An 18,814-nucleotide genomic window follows, 5' to 3' on the forward strand; every position below is an offset into this window, starting at 1 on the left:
GGCGGCCTATCACGCCGGGGGACACGCTGATTTTCGGTGTGGCAGTTTATTTATATAAAGTCCCGTCCGCTCCGCCATTTATTCAAAAGCCCTGCCAGCAATAGCAGGGCTTTTTTGCATTTGTATTTTGGCTAATCATGGAGCGGAAGCTGTAGCCCAGTGGGTTAGCCTTTTTATTGACGAGCGTAGCGGCCTAACACGTCGGGGGCGCGCTGATGTTCGGCATCGCTTCTTCCTGATGATATCCCTGTTTTGTACAAGCGTGATTATGCATAGACTTGCGTTATAAACGATGAATATGAGAAGGTTAACGCTGGAATATATTTTAAGTATTAGGGCTGATATGAAGTTTTTTTATGAGCGCAGTGAATCGGCAACAGAAGTGAACATTGTGATTAAACCACATTCACTCTATTTGATGTTGTTAATGCTTGCCGTCTGGTTATTGAATGATTTCGTGCTGCAATCAGCACCAATGGCACAAGTACTAATGCCTGCCTTTATTATTTTTATAGTGGTTCGCTTTTTTGCCATTATTAAAATCCATCGGGAAATTTTGGTGGCATTGAAAAAAGGGAATGTAGAAACCACGGGTAGTAAGTTTTCCCTCCAGAACCCACTGAAATACTGTATTAAAAAGTAATACTAAGGTGTGTTTCGACGTCGGAGTGGTGCTTCAATGAGCTAAGCTATCCTCAGCTTTAAACTCTCTTGATGTACGGAAAACGATGATTTTCTAGCAAAGCCGAGCTCAGTCTCGGCTTTGTTGTTTATTGTTTCCGGGTGGGAAAGTATTTATTATTCTCGCGCTGCTAATCCTTTTCTCTTTATCAATGCATAATAGAATAACTATTCGCTAGATGAGGTGTTAGATGGAAAAATTCAACTGGAAGCCTTTATTGTTGGCGTGCCTAATTGTCAGTATTGGCCAGTTAAGTTTAGGGTTGGTTTTCCCATCACTGCCTTGGATCGCACGGGATCTTTCGATCACCACAGATCAAACCCAGTTATTAGTCTCGGGTTACTTACTCATGTTTGGATCGTCCCAACTGATCTATGGGCCACTCTCTGACGTATTTGGCCGTCGGCCTATTTTATTGATTGGATTGTCTATTGCGATCATTGGCTTAGTTGTTGCTGTTTGTAATAGTGATAACTTTTCAGGCTTGTTAGCTGGACGAATTATGCAGGGATTTGGCGCTGGGAGTGTGGGCGTGTTAGCACGAGCAACCATGCGCGATAGTTATCAAAATCAAAGCTTTGTTAAGGCCATGACTTGGGTCTCCATTGTGGCGGCTTTTACTCCTATTATTGGTCCCGTTATTGGCGGTATGGTTAACCATTATTTAGGCTGGCAAAGTGTCTTTATTTTGCTTCTTGCTTACATCAGTTGTATTTGGCTCATTCTTATTTTTTTCTTTAAAGAGACACTGGCTGCAGCTTCTCGGCCTCAATCTGTATCCACTTTAGCGCTTTCGTATTTTTCTTTATTCCGAGAGCGTCATTTTATGAGCTTTGCAGGGATTGGTTGGGTGAACTTTACCTTGGTCGTTATCTCTATTTCTTTAATGCCTTTTATTATGCAGGTACAAATAGGCATGGACTCCGATGAATACGCGCTCTGGGCGATGATCCCAGCGATAGGCTTATTGTGTGGTGGGCTATTATGTCAGCGCATACGGCCGCGATTAGGCACCATGAAAGTACTTCAGTTAACGCCATTTATTCATGTTGTATCAGGGATTATTTTTATTTTTGCACCGCTTTCTCCTGTCACGGTAAGTGCTGGGCACTTCTTACTTGCGATGGCCAATGGGATGGCATTCCCGTGTGCGCAATCATTACTACTACTGCCTTATGCAAAAAAAGCGGGCACAGTATCTGCGTTATCTGGCGCATGCCAAATGATTATTGCATCTTTGATCAGTAGTTTTTTACTGCATATCGGCATTAATCAACTTTGGCATTTAGGCTTGGTGATGTTTGGTGCGGCGATAGTAGGTTTAGCTTTAATTTACAGTGGCAGTCATTTGGATAGTGGTAGAGAAGCGGCAGCAGCCCTGAATTAGGGGGAACTTGTTCTATCAGATTGGGCGATTTAGACCATACTTACTTTTATAGCCTTTTACCATTAGAGGAGACTCCTCGTGCGCTAAAGGGTGATTCACATGATACAGATTCATATTATAACAATGATGTGGCAAAGCCTCAGTGGCAGAGGATGCAAGTATGATGAAAGTGATAGTCGCAGCAATGGTGGTAGGGTTGGTAGGTTGTACGTCTCCGTATGAGAGCGGTCTGACTGAAGAGAAAAATTGGCAGGGACTGGGTGCTTACCATGGTGAGCAAGGTTACCGTGAACTAAATGAGCAGCGGTTGGGTGATTTAGGTGCGCTGAGTGAAACAGAATACGAAGAGTATCGAGCGGGTTACTTAAAAGGCCGTTTTGATTATTGTTCTGGCCGCCAATCCGTATCGACGGTGGTTAATGCGGACTACCTAAATGAATGTACCTCAGATTCAAGCAGTTATGGTTTAACTGGACGAGGTTATTAGTAACGGGTGACTGTTTGATCCATTTGCTTGTTATAAATTCAAAAGGCTGCCCATTGGCAGCCTTTGTTATATCACTAATCGTTAATTGTCGGATTAGTTGTTGCTGTGAAGCTCGCTGTTTAGCTCTACCGCACTCTTATTAGTCAAACATTCAATTTGACCTGTTACTGAGTTACGACGGAACAGAAGGTCAGGTTTGCCTGCAAGGTCGCGCGCTTTAACGACTTCCACTTCTTGGCCTGATGAGTCAAGCATACGCACTTTAGAACCCGCTGTTACGTACAAGCCAGATTCAATCGTACAGCGATCGCCCAGTGGGAAACCAAGACCTGCATTGGCACCTAGTAGGCTGTTTTCGCCAATTGAGACGACAACTTTACCACCGCCAGATAGTGTACCCATGATAGATGCACCACCACCGATATCTGAACCATTACCAACCATAACACCTGCAGAAATACGACCTTCTACCATGCTCACGCCAGTTGTACCTGCGTTGAAGTTGATGAAGCCTTCGTGCATTACGGTTGTGCCTTCACCAACGTGAGCACCTAGGCGAACACGTGATGTATCAGCGATACGCACACCAGCAGGAACAATGTAATCAACCATTTTAGGGAATTTATCTACACAATCGACAGTTAACGCTTCACCGTTTAGGCGTGCTTCAATTTGACGATCGGTTAGCTCTGGTAAATCGATAGGGCCTTGGTTGGTCCATGCGATGTTGTGCAGTAGACCAAAGACGCCATCGAGTACGACACCGTGTGGTTGAACTAAACGATGAGAAATAAGTTGTAGCTTAAGGAAGGCTTCAGAAACAGAGGTTGGTGCTGCATCTGTCGCTAGAATAACAACCACAAGCGGTTGTGAAGAGTTTGCCGCTTTAGCTGCAAATTGTGCATGCTTGTCGTCGTTAGCTGCTACGAAGGCCGCTTGTAAATCAGCGCACTGAGCTGGAGTTATTTCAATTGCTTGGTTGCCTTCTTTGTAATTAACCACAGCGGCAACTGCATTAACTAAAGCATCTGTTGGGTTTAATACAGGGCTTGGAAAAAATGCTTCGATGATTTTACCGTCACGGTTTTTCGTTGCAGTACCTAAGGCAAGAGAAAAGCTAGCCATATTGAATTGTTCTCCATTTCGTAAGTGCTATAGCACTTAATTCGTCTATATATCGTTACCTTCATCATAAAGAGAGTTGTCAGAATATAGAAGAGGGGAAAGGGTAATCAGTGAAAAATGACGTAGATCTGATAAAAATGGGTTAAGAGGGCTAAATGTGGTGGAATTATCGCCATAAAAAAACCTCCAGAAGGAGGTTTTTAGGATATGTACAAAAAGTAAAAAATTAAGCGGCATCTTCCTGAGGAATATCTTCTATTGCTTCAGGCTTTGCTACTTTCTTTTTTGGTGCCGGTTTTGCTTTTTTTGCACCCAGTGCTACAAGTACTTCTTCGCGTTTTTGTGCGAGGAACATTGATAGCTCTTCTTGCTTAGCTTCATCTTCGAATAGTTCACTTTCACTAAGTAAAGCAAACATATCGTCAGCCATATCCAACATTTTGTCGTATGCGTCGGCTTCGGACTTAGAGGTGAAAGTCATCTTTTCTTCTCCGTTGCGCTCAACCACATATTTGACGATAACAGCCATGGTCACCCTCTCCGAATTGATTTACTGGCTGTTTATACAGTAGCATTAAGGGCTATGTCCAGTGATAAGCAGTGTTATGTGATGATGCGAGAAAAATTTGATCGAATTTATGCAAGAGCAGCAGAACGGAAAGGTGGTGATGCAGCCCTTGAGAGCCTGTTATCTGTCGCACTTTCTTCAGAGCAGCTTCAGCAGATCCCAGATGATCGCTGGCTCGCCGCATTTAGCCAAAAAGTGTTTCAATCTGGCATGAGTTGGAAGGTGGTACGGGCGAAGTGGCCCAATTTTGAAGAGGTGTTCTTCGGTTTCGATATCGAAAAAATGCTCTTGATGCCAACGGAAATGTGGGAACGAAAAGCAACCGACCCTGCGATTATTCGCCACTTAGGCAAGGTCATGACCATTCCTGAAAATGCCCGTATGATCCATCAAGCGGCCTGTGAATATGGCTCGTTTTCCAACATGGTAGCACAGTGGCCTTCCGAAGATATTATTGGATTATGGCAGTACCTTAAGAAAAACGGTAAGCGATTAGGGGGTAATACGGGCCCCTATACACTGCGAATTATGGGCAAAGACACCTTTATTTTGAGTGGGGATGTTGAGGCCTATTTACGTAATATTGGGGTGATTGACGGTGGCCGTGATACCAAAAAATCCCAGCAAGCGACATTAGCGGCTTTTAATGATTGGCAGCAAGAATCTGGCCGACCTTTGTGTCAGATCAGCCAAATAATCGCGTTCAGTTGCGGTGATAACCGTATCTAGGGGCATTGCAAGGTTCTAGCTCTACTGAGAGAAATGCCATTGTTGTGCGAAGGATAAGAACATTTCCATTAATGGGCTTTGGTATTTTTCTTTATGGTATAGCAGCCAATACTGACGCTGCATATCGAGCGGCAGTGGCAGAATCACTAAGCGGTGATCATTAACGGCGTGTTGGACAGCAAACTTAGACAAACACGTCACGCCGAGCCCCGCAGCGCAGCAGTTGATTATAGCTTCAGTGGTGTTGAGCTCAAACGCTTGGTGCCAATATTCCAGGCGCGGCGCAATGCGGTTTAGAAAGAACTCGCGGGTGCCTGAACCTGCTTCTCGTAAAATCCATTCTGAATGCTCTAAATCGCTTACTTGTAGATTTTTTATCTGGGTCAGAGGGTGATTTGGGTGGCAAACCACTACCATTTCATCGGCTAGCCAAGGCTCGATCATCAAATCGGCTTGTTGGACCTTGCCTTCCACCAATCCCACATCCAACTCAAACTCACTGAGCATGTGGCAGATCTGGCTGGTATTTGAGATAAACAAAGATTGATCATCATGTTTTGCATATTGGCGAAAATCGCGTAGTAAAAAAGGGGTGAGTTGGTTCCCCACAGTATCGCTTGAGCCAATCCGTAGTTGCCCTGTTGCTGGGCCGGTTTGATTAAATAATTGTTCGATAGTTTGGCTTCGAGCAAGTAACTCATCGGCTAAAGGCAGTAAACGCTTCCCCTGTTCGTTAATGATTAAGCGATTGTTGTTACGATCAAATAACTTATGATCAAGCTGCTTCTCTAGCTCTGCCAGCGCCATACTTACCGCTGGTTTTGAAAGGAATAGCTTTTCAGCTGCAGCGGTAATGGTGCCTTCTTGGGCAACAGTGACAAAAGCATTGAGCTGCTTTAATGCAATAGGATGGGCCATATTCTCATACACCAAAAGTTGCTAATATAATGCAAGTTATATGGTTAAGCATGACTTAACCTTAGGTTAAATATATTCAGTTATTATAAAACAATAGAGTTCGATACACTCCATTTTGTGTTCAGAGTGTGTTCTCAGCCCATGAATTGGCTGGTGGAGAAATGTCATGATTAAAGCGACAAAACGTAAAGTAGCAGGGGCGCCAACCCCAATGGCAGGATTAGCATTAGGTATTGCGAGCCTTGGTTGGTGTTGGGAAAACGTGGCAGATTTAGGTGGCTTGGGCCAACAAATTGGCGCGGGTATTGCGGCTGTATTGCTATTGATTCTTACGGTTAAATTTATCTTCCACCCCAAAATGCTATGGACTGATCTTTCTCACCCTGTTGTTGGAAGCGTTGTACCGACCTATGCGATGGCAACCATGGTGGTATCGAAGGCGCTCGGTCAGTTTTACCCTGTATTCAGCCAAGGCTTATGGCTCTTTGCCGTGGCATTACATGTGGCGTTTCTAGCACTCTTTATTTATCACCGTGCGGTCGATTTTGAATTACACCACATGGTGCCAAGTTGGTTTGTTCCACCTGTGGGTATCATAGTTGCGGATGTCGCGTTTCCTGGCGGCGAGCTATTACCCTTAGCGCAAGGTTTGTTGGTGTTTGGTATGGTTGCCTATGCCGTTATGTTGCCACTGATGATTTACCGTTTAATTTTCAGTCATGAGATTCATGACAATGCGAAACCGACGATTGCGATTATGGCGGCGCCTGCAAGCCTATCACTGGCGGGTTACCTAACGGTGACTGCTGTTCCTTCACCTGTGGTGATTGGCTTACTGATTGGGATCGCTGTGCTGATGACTTTTGTGATTTATGTGGCTTTTTATCGCTTACTGCGTTTGCCATTCAGTGCGGGTTACGCGGCTTTTACTTTCCCTATCGTGATCAGTGCAACGGCATTATTTAAATCAGCAGCTTGGATGACAACGTTTGGTTTTAGCCGTGAGTACGTACAGCAGGTATTTCTATTGGGCCAAATTGAGTTAGTAATTGCGACTGTTATCGTGAGTTATGTTGCGGTGCGTTACCTTGCTCATTACCGTCCTATCAGCCGTTTATTTCACCCTCAACTTCAGTCACAACAAGTTTGAGTCTTAGGCTGTGAACATCATTAGCCATCTATATTGAGCAAACGCTAGACAGGTAACAATCTGTTTGGCGTTTGCAGTAAATAATGTGGCTTATTCAATACCTTTCTATTTGCTGCATTCCCTCTATTGGTAGACAATTCCTATAACTTTCTCTTTTGTGTGAGATATCTGCGTGTTTACTGTCTATCACTCCAATCAGCTCGACGTGCTGAAATCCCTTCTGGTTGAACTCATTCGCTTGCAGCCACTGGATAACCCGTTTGAACAAGAGCAAATCTTGGTACAAAGCCCTGGGATGTCACAGTGGTTAAAATTAGAATTAGCCAAGTCCTTCGGCATTGCTGCCAACATTGAATTCCCGCTGCCTGCCACTTTCATTTGGACTATGTTCACCAAAGTGTTGAGTGATGTGCCTGCGCGTAGTGCATTCAACAAAGAGTCGATGACATGGAAACTGATGGAGGTGCTACCACAGCAGTTAGATCTCGATGAGTTTGAACCTCTTAAGCGCTATTTAGAGGGCGATGAAGACGGTTTGAAAATTTACCAATTGGCAGAGAAAATTGCAGATATCTTCGACCAATACTTGGTATACCGTCCTGAATGGGTACAGCAGTGGGAAGCGGGCGAAACCGTTAAAGAGCTGGGCGACGATCACCCGTGGCAGCCTATCTTATGGCAAGCACTTTATGATCAGACATTAGCTTTGGGGCAGTCGCCGTATCATCGTGCCAACCTTTATGATCATTTTATCGAGACCCTCACGAACTACGCCGCCAGTGCTGCTGAAGGTGAATTACCTGAAGGCTTGCCAAAGCGTTTGTTTGTATTTGGTATCTCATCGTTGCCGCCGCGTTATATGGATGCGTTAGCTGCTCTCGGTGAGCACATTGATGTCCATTTGATGTTCACTAACCCTTGTCGTTATTACTGGGGCGAAGTGCGTGACCGTAAATACCTTGCGCGGTTAGCCGCGAAGAATCGTCTACAAGTTAAATGGCTAGATGATCACAGCGAACAGGGGGATATGGCAGAGCAGCTCAAAGGCAGCATTGAAGATAATGTGCTTGATGAGTTTCATACCGATGCTGTCGGCAATAGCTTGTTGGCCTCTATGGGTAAACTTGGCCGCGATAATTTATTCTTAATGTCCGAAATGCAGGCCAATGAAATTGAAGCCTTCGCGGACATTGAGCGTGATTCACTGCTGCATTCGATCCAAGCAGATATTCTGAATTTAGAAGATCGCCAAAACGACGACATTCTAGATTCAAGCCACCATAAACTGGCGGTGATGTTAGATGATCAATCACTTTCTATTAATGCTTGCCACAGTCCTATGCGTGAAGTGGAAGTTCTGCATGACAAGCTATTGGCGATGTTCGATGCTGATAGCAGCCTAAAGCCACGCGATGTCATCGTGATGGTGTCGGATATCAATGCTTATAGTCCTGCGATTCAAGCGGTATTTGGTAATGCACCGGGTAATCGTTATATTCCATTTTCGATCTCTGACCGTACTGCCGAGCAAGAAAACCCGATTCTGTTGGCTTTCTTACGCTTACTGACATTGCCTGAAAGTCGTTGCCAAGCCTCTGAATTACTCGAACTGTTAGAAGTGCCTGCTGTTATGGCCAAGTTTGGTTTTGATAGTGATAGTTTCGAGAAAGTAAAACGCTGGATCGAAGAAGTTGGTGTACGTTGGGGGCTCGATAGCCAAACCGCAAGCCAATTCGATTTGCCTGCACAGCAACAAAACACCTGGTTGTTTGGCATCCAGCGGATGTTATTGGGCTATGCGATGCCGTACGAGGCTGGTTTGTTTGATGGTATCTCTGCTTATGAAGAAGTGCAGGGTCTCGATGCTGAAATTGCTGGCCAGTTAGCCAGTTTTATCGACAAGTTAATTGATTATCGCCACTGTTTGGCTCAATCACAATCAGTGACTGATTGGACCCAGATTTTGAATCAGTTGCTGGATGACTGCTTTGCGGTCGATATTGACGGCGAACTGGTACTTAAATCAATTCGGGAGTCTTTACATCGTCTGCAAGAACAACTGGATGATGCGCATTACAATGCGCCGATTTCCCCACGCGTCTTGACCGAATACCTAACAGGTAAATTATCTGGCGAGCGTGTGAGTCAGCGCTTTTTGGCTGGCCAAGTGAACTTCTGTACCTTGATGCCAATGCGCTCCATTCCATTCAAAGTGGTGAGCTTGTTAGGAATGAACGACGGTGCTTATCCTCGCAGTATGCCTGCGGAAGGGTTTGATTTGATGGATGGTCGCACTAGAGCTGGTGATCGCTCTCGTCGTGATGATGACCGTTATCTATTTTTAGAAGCTATTCAATCTGCGCAGCAAACGCTATATATCAGCTATGTTGGCCGTTCTATCCAAGATAATACCGAGAAAGTCCCGTCAGTGCTGGTGAGTGAGCTGGTGGAATATTGCCAGCAAGGCTATTGTCTTGCGGGCGATGAGGCATTACCCGTCGATCAATCAGCGGACAACATCAAGCAACACTTGAATCATTTCCACCCTTTGGTGCCGTTTAGCCCGAGTGCTTTTGAAGGTGACAAGGCCAGTTATGCGGTTGAATGGTTACCTGCCGCAGAGCGTAAAGGTCAGGCTGGTCAAGCCTTTCAATTGTCGGCGCTTGAATCTGAACCTTTTGCTGACGATAAAGTGCTAGAACTTGATTTATCAGAGCTACAACGTTTTTGGCGTTTACCTGTGCGTTACTTCTTTAATCGTCGTTTAAAAGTCTTTTTTGAGCCACCAATGGGGATCATCGAAGATGACGAACCTTTCACGCTTAACGGTTTAGACGGTTATTTAATGCGTGAGCAGTTGTTACAACAACTACTGGATGCCAAGTTAGTAAACCAAGATGAAAGCGCTGTCTTTGATGAATTTTCGGCACAACAAAAAGCGGCAGGTCGTTTACCTGTTGCAGCGTTTGGGGATTTAGATTTAGCGATCACCCGCAATGATGTGTTGGCACTCACCGAGCAGATTTTCCCGTTAATTCATGCTCCTTTGGATGATCAGGAAGTTGATTTAATCTTTAGTTATCAAGGTCACAAGGTGAACCTACAAGGTTGGCTAAAACAAGGTTATCAATCCGGTTTGGTTCGTTATCGCAGTGGCAAAATACGCGCTCAAGATCTGCTTATTGCATGGATAGATCACCTCTGCTTGGCGGCAATGCAGCCGCAAAGCTCAAATCCAAACCAAGTTCAGGCTCAGAAGAGCACGCACTTGATTGGTAACGATGAATATCGTCGCTTGCTCCCGATTGATGCCGAGACCGCACGCCAGTATCTACAAGATATTATTGAGCTGTATTTTGATGGCTTAAATCAGCCATTAGCGTATTTTCCTAAAACAGCATTGGCAGGGATCCAAGCAAGGATCGGACGCGATGGTAGTTTTAAAGACGACGACGAGACCATCCAAAAAGCATTGAAGAAAATGGCTGATACCTTTAACGATGGTTACTTATTTGCGGGTGAAGGCGCAGACAGTTATATCGCGCGAGTATGGCCTAATTGGGATGATAATTTAGCTAATGATGCGTCACAGCTTGCTAGTCGAATATTGCAAGGGGCGGTCTTAAATAGTGAAAAAGTCGAAGAGTAGGCGGGAAGTAGTGTGGCCGTCAGCAAATCATTCTTATTTGTAGGGTGTTTGCTGTACGACCACCGGTCCAGAGGTGACCATGTTTCTGGCTGCGATACTAACCAAAGCGATGGCGTTAAACTGTGAGAAAACTCTCACATTGATAGAAAGAAAACTTATTCAAGCAAGCTAACGTTTATTTCTAAGTTATTGATCACACTTGATGGTGATGAGTAACCAGAAAAATGTTAACGGCGGATATTCAGCAAGGTGAACCTTGATGACACCAAAGATATTACCTAGCGTAAGCACTTGGTTGGCGGCGCCAACCCATTTACTCATTACAATCAGAGCTATGACAGAGAAGGATGGCGGGGATGAATAATAACGCAAATACACTGCACCCGATGACGTTCCCTCTTCATGGTGCGCGTTTAATTGAAGCCTCAGCAGGTACGGGGAAAACATTTACCATCGCCAGCTTGTATTTACGTTTATTGCTGGGCCATGGCAGCGTTGATAGCCGACATGGCTGTGAGCTAAATGTTGATCAGATCCTAGTTGTGACCTTTACAGAAGCCGCAACTGCAGAGCTACGGGATCGTATTCGAGCCCGTATTCATGATGCACGTTTGGCGTTTAGCCGTGGGGTGAGTAACGATCCTGTGATCCAACCTTTGCTTGAAGAGATTCAAGATCATAAAACGGCCGCGCAAATTTTATTACAAGCCGAGCGTCAAATGGACGAAGCGGCCATCTATACCATTCACGGTTTTTGTCAGCGGATGCTGACCCAAAATGCATTTGAATCGGGCAGTCGTTTTAACAATGAATTTGTGACCGATGAAAGCCAGTTAAAAAGCATGGTGGCTGCGGATTATTGGCGTCGTACTTTTTATCATTTACCGCATGCCTTGGCGCAAGAAGTTCGTAATATTTGGTCATCACCTGCGGCCTTGTTGAATGATTTAGGTGGCAGTTTAACCGGTGCGCCGGTGAAGCTCAGCGTTGATGCGATGACGGAATCTTTGGCCGATCTTCACCAACAAAATCTGCAACGCTTGGATAGCTTTAAAGCCCTATGGTGTGAACACCAAGCAGATTTAGAACCTTTGATTGCAGGTTCTGGCGTCAACAAACGCAGCTATACCAAAAAAAGTTTACCGACTTGGTTAGAGCAAGTGTCGCAGTGGGCAGCAACGCCAACGGTGAACTATGACTTGCCCGATAAGCTTGAACGTTTCCATCAGCAGACCTTGATTGAAAAATCGAAAGATAACCCGCCAGAACATGCAGTGTTTGCCGCGGTTGCTGAGTTATTGGATAACCCTGCTAACTTGCGTGATCCACTGTTAGCTCACGCGATTGCAGAGTGTCGAGAATTACTGGCGCAGGCCAAGCAGCGTAAAGGCTGGTTATCATTTGATGATTTGCTAACACAGCTATCTGCCGCGATTGATAACGACAGTGATGATTTACTCGTTGATCGTATTCGCAGCCAGTACCCAGTGGCGATGATCGATGAATTCCAAGATACCGATCCGCTGCAATACAGTATTTTTAGCAATATTTACACTACAGATACGGCGACACAAAGTGGCTGTGGTTTGTTTATGATTGGCGATCCGAAACAGGCTATCTACGCGTTTCGTGGCGCCGATATTTTTACCTATATTCAAGCGCGCCGTCAGGTAACGGATCACTACACCCTAGGGACAAACTGGCGTTCAACGGCGGATATGATTGCCTCGGTCAATCAGGTATTTGAACATCCTGATAGCCCATTTATGTATGATCAAGATATTCAGTTTTTATCGGTTGATCATAGCCCTAAAGCGCCAGATCGTAGCTGGTGGCTCGATGGTCAGGCACAGCATGCGCTGACGTTTTGGCATCAAGATAGCTTGGATGGAAAACCTGTTACTAAAGGTAATTACCAAGAGGTAATGGCGGAGGCGACGGCTGCTAAAATCCAAGATATTTTGACCCAATCGCAGCAAGATAGCGCCTATTTCCAAGATAAAGACCACAAGAAATCGATTCAAGCGGGCGATATTGCCGTCTTGGTTCGCACGGGGAGTGAAGGCAAGCTAGTCCGCCAAGCCCTTGCTGAACAAGGCATCGCCAGTGTGTATTTATCTAACCGTGATAGTGTGTTTGGCAGTGCAGAAGCGGCCGATATTCAGCGATTATTACAAGCGGTATTAACCCCTGAAAATGAACGAGCGCTACGGGCAGCGTTAGCGTCGAGCTTGTTTGCTTATACTGCGGCGGATTTAGATTTATTAAATAACGATGAAACCCGCTGGGAAACCGCGGTGACTGAATTTAGAGATTACCGCAAGTTATGGCTTAGTCGTGGTGTGATGCCAATGCTTCGCGCCGTGATGAGCCGAAATGCGATTGCTGAGCGCTTATTGGCTGAAGAGGGCGGCGAGCGTCGATTGACTGACTTGCTGCACATTGGCGAGTTATTACAACAAGCCAGCCAAACGCTTGATAGCGACTATGGCTTATTACGCTGGTTAGCAGAGCATGTTGCTGAACCTAACGGCAATGCTGACGATCAAATCCAACGATTAGAGTCTGAGCGTAATTTGGTTCAGATCGTGACTATCCATAAATCTAAAGGGTTGGAATACGATCTGGTATTTATGCCCTTTGTTTGTAGCTATCGCGCCGCAAGTGAAGCGAAATACCATGATGATCAGCAAAACCTGACCATTCTAGATATTACTAAGCAGGCTGATTCACTAGAAAAAGCAGATAAAGAGCGCTTAGCCGAAGATTTACGTTTGATCTATGTGGCATTAACACGGGCGGTATACGGTTGTTTTGTGGGTATGGCACCGATTCGTAATGGCCGCAGCACCAAAGAGCCGACAGGCTTACACCAATCAGCAATGGGCTACTTGGTACAAAATGGCCAAGAAGGTGGCATCAGTGATCTGGAGATCGCGCTGGCGAAGTTAGCGGAGAGCCTCCCAGCTATCACGGTGGCAGAGCCGCCGATATTACCGAGTGATAAGTGGCAACCCGCTGAAGGGGACACGCCTGCGTTAACGGCCAGTCAATTTAGCGCCAGCATTGAGCGAAACTGGTGGATGACCAGCTATTCAAGTTTGGTTAAACAAGGTCACCACAATTCGTATGATAGTAGCTTTGATTTACCGGGTTTTGATACGGATTCGGCAATAGAAGCTGCGGCAGATACGGCATCATCAGATGATGATCACGCTTTAGAGTTGGAGCCTGAATATTCCATTTATACTTTTCCGCGTGGTGCGCGACCAGGCACTTTCTTACATACCGTCTTTGAAGAAATTGAATTTACCGCGCCTGTTGATAGCCCTGAAACCGTGGCGACCTTGACGGAGCTACTGCTAAAAGAAAACTATGAGTTGGAATGGTTGCCTGTATTACAGCAATTGATCCGTGACGTATTGCAGTGTTCATTAGACGGCGACGCGATGCGTTTAGGGGAAAAAACGCCAGCGCAACGCTTAACTGAAATGGAATTCTTACTGCCGATCGAGTTACTGGCTGCCCCTATGTTAACCAAGGTGATTGCTAAACATGATGAGGTATCTGCCAAAGCGGGCGATCTGGGTTTTGCGACCGTTAGTGGCATGCTAAAAGGCTTTATCGATTTAGTGTTTGAACACCAAGGTAAATATTACGTTCTCGATTGGAAATCTAACCACTTAGGTGATGATCCATCGGTATACCGCGGCCAGCAGTTGGTCGAAGCAATGCGCGATCACCGTTATGATTTACAGTACCAAATTTATGCGTTGGCATTGCAACGTTTCTTACGTAGCCGTATTCCTAACTATGACTATGAAACCCATTTTGGTGGGGTGTATTACTTATTCTTACGCGGTATTGAAGCGGGCAGTGACAGTGGTATTTTCCATGCAAGACCAAGTGAGCAACTACTTACAGAATTGGAACAGCTGATTGATGGAGAGCAAATTGATGCTTAAGCGATTACAGGATCTTACTAAGTCAGGTGTACTGCGCCCGCTCGATTATCAGTTTGCTAAGTTTATCGCGCAGCGAGTCGGTGAGTCGCATAGTGAGCATCACGACTTGGTCGCTTTGCTTGCTGCATGGGTGAGCCATGAATTAGGCAAGGGTAACGTGTGTTTAGAGCTGGATGAAAAAAGCACTAAGCGAGTGATGGACTTACCGATCAAGTATTCGGTTGGTTTACTTGAAGGCCTCCCTGAATTTGACTGTTGGGCGGCTATTTTAGCCGAGTTACCTGTGGTTTCTGATGGGTCAGCGGCTACACCGTTAGTGCTTACTGACCAGCGCTTCTATCTGCATCGTTACTGGCATTTTGAGAAAATTGTCGCGCAGAAACTCACGCATACAGCGCAAGCGCCTGCTGCCAGTCTGCTAGAGGGTGATATGGCAGCTGTGCTTGATGCGCTATTCCCTCGTACATATGGTTACTTATACGAAGCATTGGCGGTATTTAAAGGCAGTGAGACAGACACGGCACAAGCCCGCCAAGAACAGGTTTGCGATAAGCTAGATGTGATAGCCCCCGCCTTACTGAATTGGCCCGAAATTGATGCGGTATTACAGCAAGCGACGCAAATTGGTGATTTGGCTGCATTAGATAAGTTAGTACCCACTTCAGCCTGTTTGAATTGGCAAAAAGTGGCAGCGGCGATGGCGTTAACGCGCCAGTTTTCGGTTATATCGGGAGGGCCAGGTACAGGTAAAACCACCACTGTGGCTAAGTTGTTGGCAGCCTTGGTGATGCAGGTCGATTTAGCGGCGGGTGTAGAAGCGCCTGCCATTAAATTAGTTGCGCCGACCGGTAAAGCCGCTGCACGTTTGACGGAATCTATTGGCTCGGCGGTGAAATCATTATCGGTGGATGCGGTAGTTAAAGAAAATATCCCGACTCAGTCGAGTACCATTCACCGTTTATTAGGTGCAATACCGAATAGTGTCGATTTTCGTCATAATCGTGATAACCCATTGCACTTGGATGTGCTGGTGGTTGATGAAGCCTCGATGATTGATTTACCTATGATGGCACGCTTGCTTGATGCATTGCCGCCACATGCAAAATTGATTTTATTGGGTGATAAAGACCAGCTAGCATCGGTTGAAGCAGGCGCTGTACTTGGCGATATTTGTGGCTTTATCGAACAAGGCTATAGTCCACAACAAGCAGCACAACTGAACCAGCTTACTGGGTATCAGTTATCATCGGCGCAACAAAATGTTAGCCCCGTTGCTGATAGTTTGTGTATGTTGCGAAAGAGCTACCGTTTCCACGCTAAATCGGGGATAGGTCAGTTAGCGAGAGCCATTAATAGTGGTAAACCTCAGCTTGTTGATCGTGTTTGGCAGCAAGGTTTTGCTGATATTCGCAATTATCCGCTATCGGCTGATAACTACCAAACGCTGATCAAAATGACGGTGAATTTCTACCGTGATTATTTAGACTTAATTGAGCAGCAGGCCTCACCTTCTGACGTGCTTGCCGCATTTTCACAAGTACGTTTATTGTGTGCGTTACGTGAAGGTGACTTTGGGGTACAAGGCTTAAATCAACGTATTGAGCGAGGGTTAGAGCGAGCAGGTAAAATCAGCACCAGTGATGATACTTGGTACCTTGGTCGCCCTGTGATGATCACTCGCAACGATCACGGTTTAGGTTTGTATAACGGTGACATTGGTATCGCGATGTACGAGCCCAGTAATAGCCTAAATGAAGGTGCAAGCACACCTCGTTTGCGAGTGTATTTCGAAATGCCAGATGGCAGTATCTATGGGGTGCTACCGAGTCGCTTGCCCGAGCATGACACTGTGTATGCGATGACGGTGCATAAATCGCAGGGATCTGAGTTTGCTGATACTTTGATGGTGTTGCCGAAAGATTACAGCCCGATCTTAACGCGTGAGTTGGTATATACCGGCGTGACACGCGCTAAAGCTCGATTACACTTTTTCGCCCAGCCCGATGTTGTGACACGCGCGGTACGCATTTGTACTGAGCGTGCCAGTGGATTAGCGAGTTTATTAAGTTAATATCAACCTAACTAAGTCACAGATCGTTCTTACTGGTTAAAATCACTGACAACGCCAGCTTTTGCTGGCGTTGTTGATCTAAAGGTTATAACGCTAAGGTGAGAATTTTAGAGCGACGTTGGAAGTTATAGAGGGCTTGTTTTTCCATGGGGAGTTGATCGACCTTGGACTCTATAAAGCCTTGTTCCCTAAACCAATGTAAGCTTTGGGTGGTTAATACAAACAACTGCTTAAGGCCTTGCTCTTTGGCTTGTTGACGGAGGCGGTTCAGTAGTAATGCGCCGCGATCGCCATCGCGAAAATCAGGGTGTACCGCCACACAAGCCATCTCGGCAATTTTGTCTTCAGGGAAAGGGTAGAGTGCTGCACAACTAATGATCAACCCATCACGCTCAATAATGGTAAAGAGCTCAATTTCCTGTTCTAGCTGTTCACGTGAACGACGAACTAAAATACCTTGTTGCTCGAGTGGCCGAATAAGATCTAAGATCCCCCCGATATCATCAATGCCAGCTGAACGTACTTTTTCAGCACTCGCCATCACGATCTGAGTACCAATGCCATCTAAAGAAAAGAGTTCTTGGATTAACGCCCCGTCTTCTTTGTAGCTAATTAAGTGGCTACGTGGCACACCAGCACGACAGGCACTGATCGCGCCGCGTAAAAAACGTGCCGTCCCACACCCATCTTGCTCTGCTGACACTAAGCGTTGTAGTTCAGTTTCAGCTTCATTGGGCAGTAACTCTGAAATGACATTATTTTGGAGATCGATCACACCTTGCTCAGAACAAAAGCCAATGAGCTTATCGGCCTTTAACTTTATCGCTAATTGTGTCGCTACTTCTTCAGAGGTGAGGTTAAAACATTCACCCGTAACAGAGCTCGCAACAGGGCCAAGTAAGACAATGGCATTTTGATCGAGTTGACGATGAATACCATCACAGTCGATACGGCGAATACGGCCACTATGGACGTAATCAACCCCATCATTGATACCCAAGGGTTGGGCGATGATAAAGTTGCCACTGACGACATTGATCTGTGAGCCTGCCATTGGGGTATTGTTTAGCCCCATGGAAAATCGAGCGGTAATATCAAGCTGAAGAAGCCCTGCGGCTTGCTTCACTATATTCAGAGCCGATTCATCAGTAACCCGAACACCCTGATGGTATGGTGTTGAATAACCATGAATGCCGAGTAGTGAATTGATTTGTGGACGAGCGCCATAAACCACGACAATACGTTGGCCGAGGCTGTTTAACAATGCAATATCATTAACGATATTAGTAAAATTAGCATCACTTATGGCTTCACCACCCAGCATGATTACAATTGTCTTGCCTGCGTGTGCGTTAACGTAGGGCGCTGATTGGCGGAATCCTTTGACAAGTTCTGTACCACGATTTTTCAAAGTTAAACATCCATGTGTGACTTTCGATAGCCCAGTGTGGCCAATTATTTTTTTTGCTTCAAGATCTCGTTATCGATTAGTGAATAATTATTTTTTTATCGAACGTGATACTTAATGTATCGAGTAGATAAAGGTTAGACGTTAATAGTTTTTTGACCAAGTTATGACTAAAGCCATTTCCAAACAGAAAGTAGCAAAAAAGCGCCTGCAAACGACCTTCTTACTAGGGGTGATTAGTTGCGGGACGACCTTAGTGGGTCTGATGACAACTGGGGTTGTTTCATCAGCGTGGTTACTGCCAGAGCCGCCAGCTAATATTGTTGGGGTTTGGACCGAACAAGCAGTGGCTGATTACGCATCTGATAGTTTTGAACTCCGCCCTGATGGTGTTTATGTTAATGGACGCGTGGTAAGTACTCATTATGATTGGGATGGCGATACGCTGCGCTATCAGTTTGGTGATGAGCTCTACGTTTACTCATATTTATCCGGTGACTTTATTCGGCAGTCACCGTCACATTATATTTCAATGTTTCGTCGACAGACCTTGTAGGTATAAAATCAGACATTATCTAAATATAATAGATGTGCCACAGTAACAAGCCTATTCTACCGGTATTAATTTCTATATTTTCAAAGCGATTAATACGCTCTTAAATACTTCATTAATTG

Annotated in this window: 14 protein-coding genes; 9 read left to right on the forward strand and 5 right to left on the reverse strand. The window is 45.4% G+C overall.

What is annotated here, in order from left to right:
* The first annotated feature begins 343 nt into the window (after positions 1–343).
* From ASV53_RS14020 to ASV53_RS14030, 3 genes are all read left to right on the forward strand, one after another.
* Complete coding sequence (locus ASV53_RS14020) at positions 344–643, forward strand: hypothetical protein (RefSeq protein ID WP_062688911.1); 300 nt, start codon at positions 344–346, stop codon at positions 641–643.
* Between the two features lie 229 nt (positions 644–872).
* Positions 873–2,069: a multidrug effflux MFS transporter gene (locus ASV53_RS14025; protein ID WP_094957517.1), complete on the forward strand. Its 1,197-nt coding sequence runs from the start codon at positions 873–875 to the stop codon at positions 2,067–2,069.
* A 160-nt stretch (positions 2,070–2,229) separates the two neighbouring features.
* On the forward strand, positions 2,230–2,556 hold the full coding sequence (locus ASV53_RS14030; protein WP_062688907.1) for a DUF2799 domain-containing protein: 327 nt from the start codon (positions 2,230–2,232) through the stop codon (positions 2,554–2,556).
* Positions 2,557–2,649: 93 nt separating this feature from the next.
* On the opposite strand, the gene dapD is transcribed toward ASV53_RS14030, so the two are convergent.
* On the reverse strand, positions 2,650–3,681 hold the full coding sequence (gene dapD / locus ASV53_RS14035; protein WP_062688905.1) for a 2,3,4,5-tetrahydropyridine-2,6-dicarboxylate N-succinyltransferase: 1,032 nt from the start codon (positions 3,679–3,681) through the stop codon (positions 2,650–2,652).
* Between the two features lie 226 nt (positions 3,682–3,907).
* The gene (locus tag ASV53_RS14040; RefSeq protein ID WP_094957518.1) at positions 3,908–4,210 is read right to left on the reverse strand and encodes a YebG family protein; all 303 of its coding nucleotides are present in this window, start codon (positions 4,208–4,210) and stop codon (positions 3,908–3,910) included.
* 81 nt (positions 4,211–4,291) lie between these two features.
* Between ASV53_RS14040 and ASV53_RS14045 the strand changes: the two genes are divergently transcribed.
* Positions 4,292–4,978 (forward strand): DNA-3-methyladenine glycosylase I, encoded by a 687-nt coding sequence (locus tag ASV53_RS14045; RefSeq protein WP_094957526.1) that lies wholly within the window; start codon positions 4,292–4,294, stop codon positions 4,976–4,978.
* Between the two features lie 21 nt (positions 4,979–4,999).
* On the opposite strand, the gene ASV53_RS14050 is transcribed toward ASV53_RS14045, so the two are convergent.
* Complete coding sequence (locus tag ASV53_RS14050; protein WP_094957519.1) at positions 5,000–5,896, reverse strand: LysR substrate-binding domain-containing protein; 897 nt, start codon at positions 5,894–5,896, stop codon at positions 5,000–5,002.
* Positions 5,897–6,062: 166 nt separating this feature from the next.
* Here ASV53_RS14050 and ASV53_RS14055 point away from each other — a divergent pair, with 166 nt between their 5' ends.
* Together ASV53_RS14055 and recC are read left to right on the forward strand one after the other, a co-directional pair.
* A complete protein-coding gene (locus ASV53_RS14055) occupies positions 6,063–7,046 on the forward strand; it encodes a TDT family transporter (protein WP_094957520.1) in 984 nt (327 codons plus the stop codon).
* Between the two features lie 172 nt (positions 7,047–7,218).
* Positions 7,219–10,695 (forward strand): exodeoxyribonuclease V subunit gamma, encoded by a 3,477-nt coding sequence (gene recC / locus ASV53_RS14060; protein WP_094957521.1) that lies wholly within the window; start codon positions 7,219–7,221, stop codon positions 10,693–10,695.
* Positions 10,696–10,881: 186 nt separating this feature from the next.
* Here recC and ASV53_RS26135 read toward each other — a convergent pair whose 3' ends face one another.
* Positions 10,882–11,016 (reverse strand): hypothetical protein, encoded by a 135-nt coding sequence (locus ASV53_RS26135; protein WP_275657100.1) that lies wholly within the window; start codon positions 11,014–11,016, stop codon positions 10,882–10,884.
* A gap of 35 nt (positions 11,017–11,051) precedes the next feature.
* Between ASV53_RS26135 and recB the strand changes: the two genes are divergently transcribed.
* Together recB and recD are read left to right on the forward strand one after the other, a co-directional pair.
* The gene (gene recB / locus ASV53_RS14065; protein WP_189337879.1) at positions 11,052–14,660 is read left to right on the forward strand and encodes an exodeoxyribonuclease V subunit beta; all 3,609 of its coding nucleotides are present in this window, start codon (positions 11,052–11,054) and stop codon (positions 14,658–14,660) included.
* The gene (recD, locus tag ASV53_RS14070; protein ID WP_094957523.1) at positions 14,653–16,731 is read left to right on the forward strand and encodes an exodeoxyribonuclease V subunit alpha; all 2,079 of its coding nucleotides are present in this window, start codon (positions 14,653–14,655) and stop codon (positions 16,729–16,731) included. Before recB ends, recD begins: the two co-directional genes overlap by 8 nt.
* A gap of 85 nt (positions 16,732–16,816) precedes the next feature.
* On the opposite strand, the gene argA is transcribed toward recD, so the two are convergent.
* Positions 16,817–18,142 carry an amino-acid N-acetyltransferase gene (gene argA / locus ASV53_RS14075; protein ID WP_094957524.1) on the reverse strand — a complete coding sequence of 442 codons (1,326 nt, stop codon included), beginning with the start codon at positions 18,140–18,142 and terminating at the stop codon, positions 16,817–16,819.
* Between the two features lie 163 nt (positions 18,143–18,305).
* Between argA and ASV53_RS14080 the strand changes: the two genes are divergently transcribed.
* On the forward strand, positions 18,306–18,695 hold the full coding sequence (locus ASV53_RS14080; RefSeq protein ID WP_094957525.1) for a DUF2850 domain-containing protein: 390 nt from the start codon (positions 18,306–18,308) through the stop codon (positions 18,693–18,695).
* Positions 18,696–18,814 lie beyond the last annotated feature (119 nt).

Source organism: Photobacterium sanguinicancri, assembly GCF_002265265.1.
In the GTDB taxonomy this organism is placed as follows: domain Bacteria; phylum Pseudomonadota; class Gammaproteobacteria; order Enterobacterales; family Vibrionaceae; genus Photobacterium; species Photobacterium sanguinicancri.

Bases quoted from the DNA above. Each gene is read 5' to 3' on its own strand.
- ASV53_RS14020 (WP_062688911.1), top strand. From the start codon at position 344: ATGAAGTTTTTTTATGAGCGCAGTGAATCGGCAACAGAAGTGAACATT.
- ASV53_RS14025 (WP_094957517.1), top strand. From the start codon at position 873: ATGGAAAAATTCAACTGGAAGCCTTTATTGTTGGCGTGCCTAATTGTC.
- ASV53_RS14030 (WP_062688907.1), top strand. From the start codon at position 2,230: ATGATGAAAGTGATAGTCGCAGCAATGGTGGTAGGGTTGGTAGGTTGT.
- dapD (WP_062688905.1), bottom strand. From the start codon at position 3,681: ATGGCTAGCTTTTCTCTTGCCTTAGGTACTGCAACGAAAAACCGTGAC.
- ASV53_RS14040 (WP_094957518.1), bottom strand. From the start codon at position 4,210: ATGGCTGTTATCGTCAAATATGTGGTTGAGCGCAACGGAGAAGAAAAG.
- ASV53_RS14045 (WP_094957526.1), top strand. From the start codon at position 4,292: ATGATGCGAGAAAAATTTGATCGAATTTATGCAAGAGCAGCAGAACGG.
- ASV53_RS14050 (WP_094957519.1), bottom strand. From the start codon at position 5,896: ATGGCCCATCCTATTGCATTAAAGCAGCTCAATGCTTTTGTCACTGTT.
- ASV53_RS14055 (WP_094957520.1), top strand. From the start codon at position 6,063: ATGATTAAAGCGACAAAACGTAAAGTAGCAGGGGCGCCAACCCCAATG.
- ASV53_RS26135 (WP_275657100.1), bottom strand. From the start codon at position 11,016: ATGAGTAAATGGGTTGGCGCCGCCAACCAAGTGCTTACGCTAGGTAAT.
- recB (WP_189337879.1), top strand. From the start codon at position 11,052: ATGAATAATAACGCAAATACACTGCACCCGATGACGTTCCCTCTTCAT.
- recD (WP_094957523.1), top strand. From the start codon at position 14,653: ATGCTTAAGCGATTACAGGATCTTACTAAGTCAGGTGTACTGCGCCCG.
- ASV53_RS14080 (WP_094957525.1), top strand. From the start codon at position 18,306: ATGACTAAAGCCATTTCCAAACAGAAAGTAGCAAAAAAGCGCCTGCAA.